Annotated in this window: 16 protein-coding genes; 8 read left to right on the top strand and 8 right to left on the bottom strand. The window is 62.9% G+C overall.

Translation table 11 applies throughout. From position 1 onward, the window contains the following. Positions 1 to 46 precede the first annotated feature (46 nt). On the top strand, positions 47 to 826 hold the full coding sequence (locus HQ843_RS13520; RefSeq protein WP_180897826.1) for a DUF3108 domain-containing protein: 780 nt from the start codon (positions 47 to 49) through the stop codon (positions 824 to 826). A 4-nt stretch (positions 827 to 830) separates the two neighbouring features. Then, the gene (gene yddG, locus HQ843_RS13515; RefSeq protein WP_180897827.1) at positions 831 to 1,703 is read left to right on the top strand and encodes an aromatic amino acid exporter YddG; all 873 of its coding nucleotides are present in this window, start codon (positions 831 to 833) and stop codon (positions 1,701 to 1,703) included. Here the strand turns inward: yddG and HQ843_RS13510 are convergent. After that, entirely contained in the window at positions 1,700 to 2,140 is a 441-nt protein-coding gene (locus HQ843_RS13510; protein ID WP_180897828.1) for a cupin domain-containing protein, read from the bottom strand. The genes yddG and HQ843_RS13510 overlap by 4 nt on opposite strands. Next, a complete protein-coding gene (gene gloB / locus HQ843_RS13505) occupies positions 2,140 to 2,910 on the bottom strand; it encodes a hydroxyacylglutathione hydrolase (RefSeq protein WP_180897829.1) in 771 nt (256 codons plus the stop codon). The genes HQ843_RS13510 and gloB overlap by 1 nt, the downstream gene beginning before the upstream one ends. 88 nt (positions 2,911 to 2,998) lie before the next feature. Here gloB and HQ843_RS13500 point away from each other — a divergent pair, with 88 nt between their 5' ends. The 3 genes from HQ843_RS13500 (at position 2,999) to HQ843_RS13490 (ending at position 5,989) form a co-directional block, all read left to right on the top strand. Beyond that, complete coding sequence (locus tag HQ843_RS13500; RefSeq protein WP_180897830.1) at positions 2,999 to 3,760, top strand: class I SAM-dependent methyltransferase; 762 nt, start codon at positions 2,999 to 3,001, stop codon at positions 3,758 to 3,760. Between the two features lie 184 nt (positions 3,761 to 3,944). After that, entirely contained in the window at positions 3,945 to 5,069 is a 1,125-nt protein-coding gene (hisC, locus tag HQ843_RS13495; RefSeq protein WP_180897831.1) for a histidinol-phosphate transaminase, read from the top strand. Next, a complete protein-coding gene (locus HQ843_RS13490) occupies positions 5,066 to 5,989 on the top strand; it encodes a prephenate/arogenate dehydrogenase family protein (RefSeq protein WP_180903220.1) in 924 nt (307 codons plus the stop codon). Before hisC ends, HQ843_RS13490 begins: the two co-directional genes overlap by 4 nt. 160 nt (positions 5,990 to 6,149) lie before the next feature. On the opposite strand, the gene HQ843_RS13485 is transcribed toward HQ843_RS13490, so the two are convergent. Continuing rightward, positions 6,150 to 7,145: a DUF2125 domain-containing protein gene (locus HQ843_RS13485; RefSeq protein ID WP_180897832.1), complete on the bottom strand. Its 996-nt coding sequence runs from the start codon at positions 7,143 to 7,145 to the stop codon at positions 6,150 to 6,152. A gap of 48 nt (positions 7,146 to 7,193) precedes the next feature. Between HQ843_RS13485 and HQ843_RS13480 the strand changes: the two genes are divergently transcribed. After that, positions 7,194 to 7,745 carry a gamma-glutamylcyclotransferase gene (locus HQ843_RS13480; protein WP_180897833.1) on the top strand — a complete coding sequence of 184 codons (552 nt, stop codon included), beginning with the start codon at positions 7,194 to 7,196 and terminating at the stop codon, positions 7,743 to 7,745. 6 nt (positions 7,746 to 7,751) lie between these two features. Here the strand turns inward: HQ843_RS13480 and HQ843_RS13475 are convergent, their stop codons facing one another. The 4 genes from HQ843_RS13475 to ftsE all read right to left on the bottom strand — a co-directional run bounded on the left by HQ843_RS13475 (position 7,752) and on the right by ftsE (position 11,511). Further along, positions 7,752 to 8,543 (bottom strand): lysophospholipid acyltransferase family protein, encoded by a 792-nt coding sequence (locus HQ843_RS13475; RefSeq protein WP_180903513.1) that lies wholly within the window; start codon positions 8,541 to 8,543, stop codon positions 7,752 to 7,754. After that, positions 8,543 to 9,223, bottom strand: a complete 681-nt coding sequence (locus HQ843_RS13470; protein WP_180897834.1) for a YdcF family protein — start codon at positions 9,221 to 9,223, stop codon at positions 8,543 to 8,545. Before HQ843_RS13470 ends, HQ843_RS13475 begins: the two co-directional genes overlap by 1 nt. 226 nt (positions 9,224 to 9,449) lie before the next feature. Next, positions 9,450 to 10,331: a cell division protein FtsX gene (locus HQ843_RS13465; protein ID WP_246710421.1), complete on the bottom strand. Its 882-nt coding sequence runs from the start codon at positions 10,329 to 10,331 to the stop codon at positions 9,450 to 9,452. A 520-nt stretch (positions 10,332 to 10,851) separates the two neighbouring features. Beyond that, positions 10,852 to 11,511: a cell division ATP-binding protein FtsE gene (ftsE, locus tag HQ843_RS13460; RefSeq protein WP_180902204.1), complete on the bottom strand. Its 660-nt coding sequence runs from the start codon at positions 11,509 to 11,511 to the stop codon at positions 10,852 to 10,854. A 248-nt stretch (positions 11,512 to 11,759) separates the two neighbouring features. On the opposite strand from ftsE, the gene hpt reads away from it, so the two are divergent. Together hpt and HQ843_RS13450 are read left to right on the top strand one after the other, a co-directional pair. Next, positions 11,760 to 12,302, top strand: coding sequence for a hypoxanthine phosphoribosyltransferase (gene hpt / locus HQ843_RS13455; protein ID WP_180897835.1), 543 nt, complete (start codon positions 11,760 to 11,762; stop codon positions 12,300 to 12,302). 162 nt (positions 12,303 to 12,464) lie between these two features. Beyond that, on the top strand, positions 12,465 to 12,824 hold the full coding sequence (locus HQ843_RS13450; RefSeq protein ID WP_180897836.1) for a response regulator: 360 nt from the start codon (positions 12,465 to 12,467) through the stop codon (positions 12,822 to 12,824). Positions 12,825 to 13,145: 321 nt separating this feature from the next. On the opposite strand, the gene HQ843_RS13445 is transcribed toward HQ843_RS13450, so the two are convergent. After that, positions 13,146 to 13,895, bottom strand: a complete 750-nt coding sequence (locus tag HQ843_RS13445) for an SDR family NAD(P)-dependent oxidoreductase (protein WP_180897837.1) — start codon at positions 13,893 to 13,895, stop codon at positions 13,146 to 13,148. Positions 13,896 to 13,982 lie beyond the last annotated feature (87 nt).

Below are 13,982 nucleotides of genomic sequence, written 5' to 3'. Positions count from 1 at the left end.
TGCGACATAAACGGGGGTAATCGAAACTTCAACGGACGGATGCAGGATGGCAGTTAAATTTCTTCAGGCGCTTGGAATTGCCGCGGCATTGCTGACAGCCCCTACCGTTCATGCCGAGGATATCAAGCAGCAGACCGTCTACACGCTGTCGTTTTCCGGCATCAAGATCGCCGACGCCGTGTTCAACACCACGGTCGCCGACGACAAATACAACATCAATGCCGATATCGAGGCGGCGGGAATCGGCAGCCTGTTCACCTCGATCGCCGTGAAGGTCGATGCCGACGGATTGTGGAAGAACGGAAAGCCGGAAACGCGGGAGTTCCAGCTCATATATCGCGATGGCGACTATGCCCGCGATTACGCCGCCACCTTTACAAACAAGCGGGTAACGAGTTCAAGCATCGAGCCCGATCCGGGTCCGCGCGGAGAGAACTGGGTCGAGGTGAAATCCAAACACCTGCGCGATGTGATCGATCCGGTCTCGGCGCTGCTGCTGCCGCCCTCCAAGAACCCCTGCGCCACCACGATCTCGATCTTCGACGGCGAGACCCGGCTGGAGCTCGAGATGGCCTCGGCGGGAAACCGGCCGTTTTCCACAAAAGGCTTTTCCGGGCGGGCGATCGGCTGCGCGATCCGGTTTCGTCCGGTCGCAGGCTATGAGCGCAAGGATGAGGATATCGAATACCTCGCCAATTCCCGCGAACTCGTCGTCTGGTTCGCTTACAACGAGGAACTGAACGTGTTCGCGCCGGTCATGGCCCATATCCCGCTCAAGATCGGCAGGCTGACGATCTACGCCTCCAAATTCGGCCTTCCCCGCTAGCACGATGAATATGCGCGCCACCCTGATCGGGTTTTCCGCCGTGCTGATGTGGTCGTTCCTGGCGCTGTTTACGGCGGCCTCCGGCGATGTGCCGCCGTTCCAGCTTTCGGCGATCGCGTTTTCGATCGCGAGCCTGCCGGGGATCGCGGTGCTGATCGTCCGGCCCGAACGCCTGAAGCGGCTGCGCCAGCCGCCTAAGGTCTGGATCATCGGCATTGCCGGCCTGTTCGGCTATCATTTCCTCTATTTCACCGCGCTCAGAAACGCGCCAGCGGTCGATGCAGGTCTGATTGCCTATCTGTGGCCGTTGCTGATCGTGGTCGGTTCCGCGCTGCTGCCGGGCGAGCGGTTGAGGCCGCACCATATCATCGGCGCGCTTGCGGGCTTTGCCGGCACGGCGATCCTCGTGACCCGCGGCGGTGGACTGGCATTCAGCGGCGCCTATGCGCTCGGCTATTTCGCCGCCTTCCTCTGCGCATTCACCTGGTCGGGCTATTCGCTGGCATCGCGCTCCTTCGCCAAGGTCTCGACCGATGTCGTCACCGGGTTCTGCCTTGCGACCGCCCTGCTCTCGCTGATCTGCCACATCGGGCTCGAAACCACGGTCTGGCCCGCGACCGGCGGCGAATGGCTGGCGGTGGCGGGGCTCGGCCTGTTTCCGGTAGGTCTGGCGTTCTACGCCTGGGATTACGGCGTCAAGCACGGCAACATCCAGGTCCTGGGCGCCGCAAGCTATGCCGCGCCGCTGCTGTCGACGATCATCCTGATCATCGCCCGCTTCGGCGAGCCGGGCTGGCGGGTGATCGTCGCCTGCCTGCTGATCACCGGCGGCGCTGTGATCGCAGCGCGCGACATGATCAGAGGAAAGAATTCCTAGTTTTCACCCGGCGCCCATCCGGGAGCGGCCAGTTCGAAATCCTCGAAGGTGAAGCCCGGCGCGACGGTGCAGCCGACCAGCGTGAAGTCGCCGGTGGTTTCGGCCGCCTGCCAGCAGCCTGCGGAGATTACCCCTTGCGGGCGTTCGCCTTTCACGATGTCCGGGCCGAGAATCTGCGTTTCCACCGTCTTGCCGTCGGCGGATCGCATCAGCCTCAGACCCGCGCCGGCATAATAGTGCCAGACCTCGACGGCGCTGTGCAGGCGATGCCAGTGCGAGCGTTCGCCCGCCTTCAGCAGGAAGTAGATCAGCGTCGAGGCCCCGCGCCCGCCGCCGGACGGGTCGCGGCCCGCCTGATCGCGGAATGTCTCGGCAAACCACCCGCCTTCGGGATGCGGCTTGAGACCAAGCGCCCCGATGATCTCGTCGGCGGTCATCAGAAATTGTCCTTGCGCTTGCGGATTTCGGCCAGAACCTCGGCGTCGCTCGCCTGTTCCATGCCGAGCAGTTTGCGGATAGCCGGATCGCCGACCCGCAGGAACGGGTTGGTCTTCTTCTCCAGCCCGATCGTGGTCGGTATGGTGAAACCGCCGGCCTCCCGCAATTCCGCCACTGCCTCGGCGCGCTCCTTCAGCACCGTGTTGTCGGGATCGACGGTGAGCGCGAATTTGGCGTTGGCGAGCGTATATTCATGGCCGAAATAGACCTCGGTCTCGTCCGGCAGCGCCATCAGCTTCTGGAGCGACGGCCACATGTCGGAGGCCGGGCGCTCGAACAGCCGGCCGCAGCCCATGGCAAACAGCGTGTCGGCGGCAAACAGCAGACCGTCCTCGACGAAATGATAGCAGATATGGCCGGCGGTATGGCCGGGGGTTTCGATCACCTCGACATTGCGGCCGGCAAAATCGAGTTCGTCGCCCTCGAACACGGCGAGGTCGAGCCCCGGTATCACCACGGCTTCCTCGATCGGGCCGACGATGCGGCAGTCATATTTCTCCTTGATCGGGAGATTGCCGTCGACATGGTCCTTGTGGTGATGGGTGGTGAAGATGTCGGTGATCGTCCAGCCGCGCTGTTCGGCTTCGGCCATCACCTTTTCGCCATCGGGAGCATCGATACTGACGGTCTTGCCGCTTTCCGGCTCGTGCACCAGCACGCCGTAATTGTCGGAGCGGCACATGAAGACGGCGATTTCCAGGGAACGCATATCAGGCCTCGCAATTGCTTACTCAATCAGCTTCAATGTAGTACGGTGGGCCCTGAAGTCCAACCATGACCCGGACGAACCTTAGCCCATGAATGCCGATATCGTAGACCTGCGCGCGTTTTATCATACCGAGCTCGGACGGCTTGCCGCCCATTCGATCGCGATGGCGCTCGCGCCGATCTGGCAGAAGCTTCCGGAGGAACGGCTGGCGGGGCTGGGCTACTGCCTGCCCTATCTCGACCGGCTGGGCGGCGATGCCGAACGAACGATCGCGCTGATGCCGGCGTCCCAGGGCGCGATCAACTGGCCGCCGTTCGGCCCCTCGGCAACCGTCCTCGTCCATGAAGAAGAGCTGCCCCTGCCCGACGCCTCGATCGACCGCGTCCTGCTGGTGCACGCGCTGGAATTCACCGAGGCTCCGCGCGAGACCATGCGTGAGCTCTGGCGGGTGCTGGCGCCCGGCGGGCGGGTGATCATCGTGACGCCCAACCGGCGCGGCGTGTGGGCGCGTCTCGAACACACCCCGTTCGGCAATGGCCGGCCCTATTCCAAGGGCCAGATCATCGAATTGCTGCGGGAAACGAATTTCACGCCCGCGGCCTTTGCGGAGGCGCTGTTCTTTCCGCCGTCGAAAAGCCGCGCGATCCTGAAATTCCGATCCAGTCTCGAGCGGTCGGGCCGCACCTTCTGGCCCGCCTTTGCCGGCGTCAACATCATCGAAGCGCAGAAGCGGCTCTACCAGGGCTTGCCGGTTGCCGCCCGCGCCTCGCGCAAACTGCTGGTGCCGGCGCTTGCCCCGCAGGGCGTGCCAACCACGCGCGCGCTACATCCCCTCTGGCATCCCGGCTGACACTCGACAAAGCCCGCAATCGCAATTATTGCTGCTGACGCTGAAACATTGAGCGCCTGGTCGGCATCGCCCGATGTTCCGGATTCTTTGTTCTGGCGTGTCAGGTTAGCGAAAAACCGGATTCCACTTTTTCGCCCGACGCTCTAAACCGGCCCGAAATGGCCGCCAATTTTCGAGGTTTTCGATGACCGAACAGATGATGAAACCGACGCCGCGCCCCGGCATCATGGATATTGCCGCCTATGTGCCCGGCAAATCCCATGGCGAGGGCGCCGGCAAGGTGCACAAGCTGTCATCGAACGAGACGCCGCTCGGGCCGAGCCCGAAGGCGATCGCCGCCATGCAGGCCGCAAGCGAGCACCTTGCGCTTTACCCCGACGGCCAGTCGCGCGCGCTGCGCGAGGCGATTGCCGCCAAATACGGCCTCAACATCAGCAATATCATCTGCGGCAACGGCTCGGACGAGCTTCTGGGCCTGATCGCACACGTCTATCTCGGCCCGGGCGATGAAGCGATCATCACCGAGCACGGCTTCCTGGTCTACAGGATCCAGATTCAGGCCAACGGCGCCATCCCGGTCACGGTGAAGGAAAAGAATGCGCGGGTCGATGTCGACGCGATCCTCGCCGCCGTCACCGACAGGACCCGGGTCGTGTTCATCGCCAATCCCGGCAACCCGACCGGCACCTACGTGCCGTTCTCCGAAATCCGGCGGCTCCATGCCGGACTTCCGAAAAACGTGGTGCTGGTGCTCGACGCCGCCTATGCCGAATATGTCCGCCGCAATGATTACGAGGCCGGGCTGGAACTGGTCGCCGAAAACGACAATGTGGTCATGACAAGAACGTTTTCGAAGATCTACGGGCTTGCGGCGCTGCGCGTCGGCTGGCTTTACGGGCCACTCGATATCATCGCAGCACTTGAGCGCGTTCGCGGTCCCTTCAACCTCAACGCGCTGGCCATCGCTGCCGCCGCGGCCGCGATCAGGGACGACGCCTTCACCCGGGCGGCGGTCGATTTCAACCTGCAATGGATCGAACGGCTGACCGAGGCGTTCACCGCGCTCGGCCTTTCGGTCACGCCCTCGGTCACCAATTTCGTGCTGATCCACTTTCCCGACGAGGATGGCAGGCGCGCGGCCGATGCCGACCGTTATCTGAGCGAGAGAGGCTATATCCTGCGCGCCGTCGCCGGCTACGGGTTCCCCAACGCGCTGCGCATGAGCGTCGGCACGCAAGAGGCCAATCTCGGCGTCATCGAGGCGCTGAAGGCGTTTTTGGCCGCCAGGCCGGAAACGGACAGGACATGATTGAATTCGAACGCATCACACTGATCGGCATCGGTCTGATCGGCTCCTCGCTCGCGCGCGATATCCGCGCGAGAGGCCTTGCCCGCGAAATCATCGTCTCGACCCGTTCGCCGGAAACGCTGAGACGGGCGGAAGAACTGGGGCTCGGCGACCGCTATACCGTGGCAGCCGAAGACGCGGTGCGCGGCGCGGACCTCGTAATCGTTTCGGTGCCCGTCGGCGCGTCCGGCGCGATCGCCGAGCGCATCGCCCCCAATCTCAAGCCCGGCGCGATCCTGACCGATGTCGGCTCGACCAAGGCTTCCGTCATCGCGCAGATGACGCCGTTCGTGCCGGAAAACGTGCATTTCATTCCCGGCCATCCGATCGCCGGCACCGAGAAATCCGGGCCGGATGCAGGCTTTGCCGGCCTGTTCAAGGGTCGCTGGTGCATCCTGACACCGGGCGAGGACGCCGACCCCGCCGCCGTGGAAAGGCTCACCCGGTTCTGGCAGGCGCTCGGCTCCCGGGTCGATACCATGGCCGCGGACCATCACGACAAGGTGCTGGCCATCGTCTCGCACCTGCCGCATATCATCGCCTACAATATCGTCGGCACCGCCGACGATCTGGAGGCAGTGACGGAATCGGAAGTGATCCAGTATTCCGCCTCGGGCTTTCGCGATTTCACCCGTCTTGCGGCCTCCGATCCCACCATGTGGCGGGACGTCTGCCTTCACAATCGCGACGCCATCCTCGAAATGCTGGCGCGCTTTTCGGAGGACCTCGCCTATCTCCAGCGCGCGATCCGCTGGGGCGAGGGAGACAAGCTGTTCGAACTCTTCAGCCGCACCCGCGACATTCGCCGCTCGATCGTCGAGGCCGGTCAGGATGTCGAGGCAGCCGATTTCGGCCGCCACGCGCTCGACGACCAGGACTAGAGTTTGTCAGGGAAAAGTGGAATCCGGTTTTCCCGAAAAAACAAACGAAAACAAATAAATCTAGAGTCTGTCTGGTTCGATTTGAACCTGACAGACTCTAGCGCATCGGCCCGAAAATCGGAATCGATTTTTGGAAAGCACGATGCGCAGATTCAATACATCAGAGCGGCGGTATCTTGCCGAGCGGAATGAAGCCGAGCACGGCCCTGCCATGGTCGACGCGCACGTCGAGCGTCACGGTGCGCTGACCGCCGGTGAAGCTTTTGACAAGGCCGGTCACCGTGTCGATCACGCCCGCCGCCAGGGGAAACGCAAGTCCGGCAAGCTGCGCCACGCCATCTATGCCGGTCAGCTCGAAACTGAAGCGGCCGTCGAGATAGCCGTCCTTGTCGAAGGAGAATCGACCAGAGACCGCCATCAGCGACTGGCTCTCGCCGATCGCCAGCGCCGCCTGGTTGACGATCCCGCTCTTGCCGCGCAGCATTTGCGGGCGGAAATCGGTCTCGATCAGCGCGCCGCCATCATCGACGGTTGCCAGAAGATTGAGTGACACGGCGGGCAGTGCATCCGCATTGTTTTGCGGACGCAGGACCGCGTCGTTAAGGGTAAGCGCGACATCGAGATCTCCGCCATCATTGCGCACAAGCCCCTGACCGTGTTCCGCCGTCAATGTACCCTCTCGCCCCTCCGGATCGGCGAAACGCGTGGTCATCGCATCGAAGGTGAACGAGACGAGGCGGGGCGCGCCGCCCTTGTAGATCAGCTTGCCGTCGAAACTGTGCCATTCCGCGCGCGCAAGCATGCCGGCATCGTTTTGAAGCGTGGCGGGACCGGTGACCGTTGCCAGAACCGACCACGGCGAATAGACCGGCGCCTCAGCATTGAGTTGCGGCGCATCGAATACCGAATCCGATGCCCGGTCGCGCACATGCAGGCCGTCACAGAAAAAACCGAATGTCGCGGGAAAGCCGTTATAGCCGATATCCTCGCAGCTGACGACGACATTGCGCTGGTCCTGGCCCTGAAGCAGCGAGAAAATCCGGGCCTTGACGGTGCGCGCAACGTAGAACCAGCCGAGGGCGTAGGCGACGATCAGCCCGATGAGAACGATCAGCGTCCACATCACAAACTTGCGCGTCCGGGTTGATCTCGCCATCATGGCCCCCAGTGTAATTTTGAATCTCAACAGTGTCAGGCATAGCATATGGACGAATTCTGGGTATTTGGCTACGGCTCGCTGATGTGGAATCCGGGTTTTGCGACCCATCGACGCATGCCGGCCCGCCTTGCGGGTTATCACCGCAGCCTCTGCGTCTACTCCCACGTCCATCGCGGCACGGCGCACAGGCCGGGCCTCGTGCTCGGTCTCGACCGTGGCGGTTTTTGCGAGGGCGTGGCCCTTGCCGCCAGGGTCAAGGACGAGGAAGAAGTCCTCGAATACCTGCGCGGACGCGAACTCGTCACCCGCGTCTATCGCGAACTGGTGCTGCCGGTGCGGCTGTCATCGGGCGAGAACGTGCCGGCCATCACCTATGTCGTCGACCACGCGCATGAACAATATGCCGGCAGGGTCGATCTCGACCACGCCGCCGAAATCGTGCGGGGCGGCCATGGCCAGTCGGGCTCCAATCGCGACTATCTCCTGAACACGGTCGACCATCTGCGTGACATGCGGATAGATGACGCGGCGCTGGAAACGATCGCGAACCTCCTGAAGAACGAGCAGCCCCGGCCGGTCCGCGGGGACGCGCCGTAAAGCCTTTCAGACACCTGCCACACGCAATGCGGCGATCCGCTCGCGGGTCACGGCCGGCAGGTCGATATCCGGATTGGCATCGACGGTTTCGATCAGCAGGCGGTCGCTCTCGCGTTCCATGGTCTCCACAAGCTGATCGAAAAACAGCCGTGGATCTCTGCCGGGCGGGATCGCGGGCAGGATCCGCACCTTGAAATGGCCGCCCTGGCGGCGGAAACTGCCGCGCGGCCAGAACAGCCCCGGATGCATCACCACCGGAATGACGGGCACGCCGAGATCGCGGTAAAGCCGCTGGATCCCGCGCTTGTAGTCCGGCGCGGCGCCCGGCGGCCGGCGCGTTCCCTCCGGAAAAATCACGAGCTGGCGCCCGGTCTCGACCTCGGCCTTGGTGCGCGCGATCGCGTCCGCCATGGCCCGGCCGGTCTGTGCCCGGTCGACCGCGACCTGACGTTGTTTCTTGAGATACCAGCCGAACAGCGGCATCTGGATCAATTCGCGCTTGAGCATGAACACCGAATCCGGGATCCATGGCAGAAGCATGATCGTATCCCAGGCAGACTGATGCTTGGGGGCGATGATGCAGGGGCCGTCAGGCAGGTTCTCGAGCCCTTCAATGGTGAAGGTCGCGCCGGCCCATATCCGCATCTGCCGGTTGACGAAGCGGCCCCAGCCCTGCACGACCACGCCGTAGGCATTCCTGCGCGACGCCAGGAAATAATAGGGGGACTGCACGATCATCAAGAACGCGGTCCCGACATAGAAAGCGATGTTGAAAGCGGCCGAGCGGATCACCCCCATCATTTCCCCTCCCCGGCCGGCGCAAGCGCCGCAAGCCCGGTCTCGGCGCGCAGGTGAGCGCCGATAAACTTCAGATATTCGAATCCGAGAATCCTGAGATAGCGCAGGTTTTGATGCCAGGGCGTGCCGGGATCGGCAAGCGGCACCGGATAGCCGACGAAAACGGTGTCGGGATCGATATTCCTGAGCTCGAAAAGACCGCGCGGCAGGTGATAGGCACTGGTAACGACAAGGATGCGCCGATAGCCGTGCTCCTCGATCCACTTGCGGGTCTCCACGGCATTGCCATGGGTATCCAGCGCCTCGTAGCCGACATCGACACAGCATTCGAAAAGCTGGCCGTCGCCGCCGATCGTGTTGCGGATGCTCTCGGGCGTGGTCGAGGGATTGACGCCGGATATCAGCAGCCGCTCGCCGGCTCCGGCTTCCAACAGCGCAAACGCCTCTTCGATCCGGCGCGAACCGCCGGTGAGCACGACGATCGCGTCGGTCTCGTAGATCTGCGGCGGCTTGGCAGTGAGGATATTGAAGCCGAAAGCCACAAATCCGCCGCCGAAAACGATCACGCCAGCAACGAAGAGAAATGCAACAAGGCGCGCGAGACGACCGGCAGGCGAACGCCGCCGCGCCCCGCGATCGCTGCCGCCTGTTCGACGCGGCTTGCGCACCCTTTCCGCCATGCCCGACCCATTTCCAGTTCTGCGCCCGGCTCGCCGGGTATTTTTTTAAATCGCGTCCAGGAAAAGTGGATACCGGTTTTCCATCCGGACGCGCCTGTTCATGAAACCGTCCGAATCAGACGATTGACCCGCCAATCTATACAACACAGCAAATAGAGTTGAAATTCAGGCGGACGGATCGGTTCGGCAATCCCGCGAAATCAGCCCGCGAAATCAGCCCTTGAAGTCAGATTGTGTCGGTCCGCTCCGGGTCCGAACGCACGAGGTCGATTTCGCGGATCGTGCGGATGACCGTCAGTCTTGTCGTCAACGCTGTCAGGCCGGCGATCGCGATGATCGTGAGCAGGATGCCGAAATAGGCGCCCCAGCCGATCGAGATCGTGCCGAACAGCGCGGTTGCCTGATCCGCGCCGGGGGTTGCCAGATAGCGCATCTGCCAGAACCGCGCCAATACGAAAAACAGGCATGCCAGCGCGCCGCCGAGAAACGCGCCCTTGAGCGCGACATTGAGAAAATGACGCTGGAACTGGCGGGCGACGAACGAGGCTTCCGCGCCGACGAAATGCAGCACCTCGACGATATCGCGGCTGCCGGCAAGCGCGCCGCGCGTCGCAAACACCACCGTCAGCACCATCGCCGAAAACACCAGCGCCATGATCGAAACGCCGATCGTGGTGGTCGCATCCGCCATCGCCGAAAGCCGGCTCACCCAGGCGCGATGATCATCAAGAGAGGAACCGGGGACGGCCTCTTGCAGCGCCGTGGCCATTGCCGCGAAATCGGGCGGGTTGTTTTCGTCGATGGTCACGATCACCAGCCGCGGCACGGGCAGCATATCGAAATCAAGCCCGGTGCCAAGCCATGGCTCCAGCAGCCGCTCGGTCGCCGCCTCGTCGACCACCCGGCCATCCAGCGTTCCGACGAACTGGAGCGCCACATCGCGCGCGTTCAGCAGCGCCTGGTTCATGTCGCGGCCCTCGCGCGGCTTGATCTGGATGGTGACCTCGCGCGAGATGCCGCCCTGCCAGCTTGCCGCCGTCGCGCGCACCATCGAGACCGCGCCGAGCGTCAGGCAGGCGAGAAATGCCATGATCGCCACCACAGCCATCAGCGCCCGCGTCTGGACATTGGAGGGCGGCACGATCGGGGTCGGCTTGCGCGGCGCCTGATGCGTCGGTCGTGCGCGGGATTTGCTGCCCGTCGGCAAAGGCTGCGCCTGAGGCGGGAGCCGGGTATTGCGGTCAGCATCCGGGATTGAAGTCCGGTCGGGCGGCGACGGCTTTTCAGGGGCCGGAGCCTCGTTCTCCTGGCCTGGCGGAACGGGATTGGCGCGCGATCGAGATGCCGGCGGCGGAGTTGACGCCTTCGCCCGCGCTTGCGCCGTGCGCTCGGCCTGCCGCGCCGCCTGTTGTTCCCTGGCGCGGCGTTGCTCGAGCTCCTCGGCGCGTTGTTGCGCGAGCTGGCGCTGTTGTGCCGCCTGGCGCCTCGCCAATTCCTCCTGCTGCTGCCGGATATCCTCCAGCCGCCGCGCCTCGAGCAGTCGTTCCTCTTCGGCGCGCTGTTCGGCAAGGCGCTTCTCAGTGCGTTCTCTTTCCTCAAGTCTGGGATCGCGAAGCGAGCGGGGCGGCCTAGTCATGAATATCGAGCCTTCCCTCCGAAAGGATCATCCGCCGCGCATTGTAGCGGTCCATCAACGCGATATCATGGGTGGCGATGACGACGGCGGTGCCCAGCCGGTTGAGCTCGACCAGCAGGCTCAGGATGCGTCTGGCCATCGGCGGATCGACATTGCCCGTCGGCTCGTCGGCGAGCAGCACTTCCGGCTGGTCGATGAGCGCGCGCGCGATCGCCACGCGCTGTTTCTCGCCGCCGGAAAGCACCGGCGGGCGGGCATGGAGCCGCTCGCCGAGCCCGACCCATTTCAACAGTTCGATCACGTCATTGCGGTAGGAGACCTCGTCCCTGCCGCGCACCCGGAGCGGCAGGGCGACGTTTTCATAGGTCGTCATGTGGTCGAGAAGGCGAAAATCCTGGAACACGATGCCCACCCGGCGGCGCAGCATCGGCAGTTCGCGATGCGGAATGACGGCGACATCGCGATCGAACAGGCGGATCAGTCCACGCGTCGGCTGCAGCGCCATCAGCATCAGTCTGAGCAGCGTGGTCTTGCCCGCGCCGGAAGGTCCGGTCAGGAACTGGAAGGAGTTCCTGGGAATCTCGAAGGACATGTCCCGCAACACTTCCGGGCCCATTCCATAGCGCAGCCCAACATTTTCAAACTGAATCAGTGCCATGCCCTGAGGCTGTCCTCGTCGTTCCATCGCGGCCAGTTTCCCCGATTATGAATAACAGGTCGTGAACAGGCCGCAAGTTACCGCCATTTTGACGGATATCCACGGTGTTTTGACCCGTTGATGCGATTGCATCCGGCGTTGCGATTGCCCGGCTCGGCCAAACCCACTAAAACCGGTCATCTTCAATCGTACACGGCGTTTCCGGCCCTTGAGGCCACGCGCTGAAGGCAAGGGAGCGCGCCATGCATGTCGTCCGCGGCAAAAACATCGAAGTCCTGTTCTCGCCCGAGGAAATCGCCGCGCGCAACGAGGAGCTTGCCCGCGAGATCGCCAAGGGACCATCGCAGGATCTGCTCGTGATCGCGATCCTCAAAGGCTCCTTCGTGTTCGCCGCCGATCTGATCCGCGCCCTGCACAAGGTCGGACTTGCGCCCGAAGTGGAATTCATGACGCTGTCGAGCTATGGCACCGGCACGGTCGGCAGGTCCGTGAGGCTGGTGAAGGATATCGACAGCCAGGTCGAAGGCCGCGACATCCTGCTGATCGACGATATCCTCGAATCGGGCCGCACGCTGCGCTTCGCCCGGGAACTGATGCTGGAACGGGGCGCGGCCAATGTTTCCGTCGCTGTTCTTCTCGACAAGCGCAACAGGCGCGAGGAAGCGCTTGAGGCGGATTATGCCGGTTTCCATTGCCCGGACAAGTTTGTCGTCGGCTACGGCATGGACGTGGCTTACGCGTTCCGCGAGCTTCCCTTCGTCGGCGTGGTCACCGGGGATGCTTAATCAAGCATAAACAGGCTCCGAACAGCTTGTTAACTACATAAACCGCCACATTTCGATGTTTACCTCTCGCTAGGAAAGTTCTGGTCATCTCATCTGCAACAAAGCCTGGAACAACGGGCTTGCAAGACGGGTTTTGAAAGACAGAGAGAACTGGATAGCGCCATGGCGAGGATTCTGATTACCGAAGACGAGGCATCGCTGCGTATGTTTGTCGCCCGCGCATTGCGGCTCGACGGCCACGAAACGGTGGAGGCCTGCGACGGCGCCGAAGGGCTCGAACTCCTCGGCGAAAGTCACTACGACCTGCTGCTCTCCGACGTGCGCATGCCGATCATGGACGGCATCGCGCTCGCCCATGCAACCGCGCACGACCATCCGCGCACCAAGATCCTGCTGATGACGGGTTTCGCCGAGCAGCGCGAACGCGCCGACGACCTGATGGAAAAGATCGTCGACGTGGTCGCCAAGCCCTTCGCGCTTCCCGATATCCGCAAGGCCGTGGCCCGGGCGCTCGCGGCTTGAGACCCGCCTGCTCTTGCAAAGTTTTCGTATATTGGAAAAGGCCGTTGTCCGCCAAGTGCAGCTGCCGTCAGACTGCTGACAAACCTATCCATTCTACGGACGTCATCCTCGGCCTTGTGCCGAGGATCTAACCACGTTGCCCCACGAGCGGAGCTCGCGTTTTGCAACAGACTGATTTATTGCGTCTTTCCGTCCGAAAATCCTGTCGTGGCGAAACGTGGTTAGATGCTCGGGACAGGCCCGAGCATGACGAATGCGTGTGAAGCGAGCTTTGTCAACAAACTGAGGGGCGCGGCCCGTCAAGGGCGGCGGCCTTTTGCCTTACTGAGCGGAATAGCCGCCGTCGACCAGATGGTAGCTGCCGGTGACGAACGAGGCGTCTTCGGAGAGCAGGAAGGCCGTCAGGGCGGCGACCTCCTCGGCCTTGCCAAGACGGCCGATCGGGTGCAAGGCGACCAGGTTTTCAATATCCTCAGGCTCCAGATTCTCATCGAGCAGCGGTGTGCGGATGAAGCCGGGGCCGACGGCATTGATGCGGATGCCGCGCTTGGAATATTCCAGCGCCGCCGATTTCGTCATGCCCACCAGCGCGTGTTTCGAGGCGACATAGGCCGGTGCGGTGGAAAAACCATTGGTGCCGAGGATCGACGACATGTTGACGATCGACCCGCCGCCGGACGCCTCGATCGCGGCGAGCTGATACTTCATGCAGTAGAAAACCGAATGCAGGTCGACATTAAGCACCTTGTGCCAGGCGTCGATATCATAGTCGCCGATCGGCGCAGACGGACCGCCGATACCGGCATTGTTGACCGCGCCGTAAAGCCCGCCGAATGTCTCGACGGCGAAGTCGACCATGGCCTCCACCGCTTTCGGGTCGCTGACATCGACGGCGAAGGCGGCAGCCCTGCCGCCGGGCACCGCGGAAGCGACGTCCTTCGCGGGACCTTCATTGAGGTCGGCGACGACGACATTGGCGCCCTCGCGCGCGAGAAGCTGTACGCAGGCCTCGCCAATACCGGAAGCGCCGCCGGTAACGATGACGGTCTTGCCTGCAAATCTCTCTGTCATGGTTTTTTACTCCCTGAAACAGGGCGTCTTGGACCGCGCCCCTCGGAGCGCCTCGAACGAAAGCGCCTGCTAACGATGTGGAGATGC

Origin of the sequence: Martelella sp. NC20 (assembly GCF_013459645.1) — a bacterium.
Lineage (GTDB): Bacteria > Pseudomonadota > Alphaproteobacteria > Rhizobiales > Rhizobiaceae > Martelella.
Note: the sequence above shows the minus strand (reverse complement) of the source record. Positions and strands in the feature narration are given on the sequence as shown.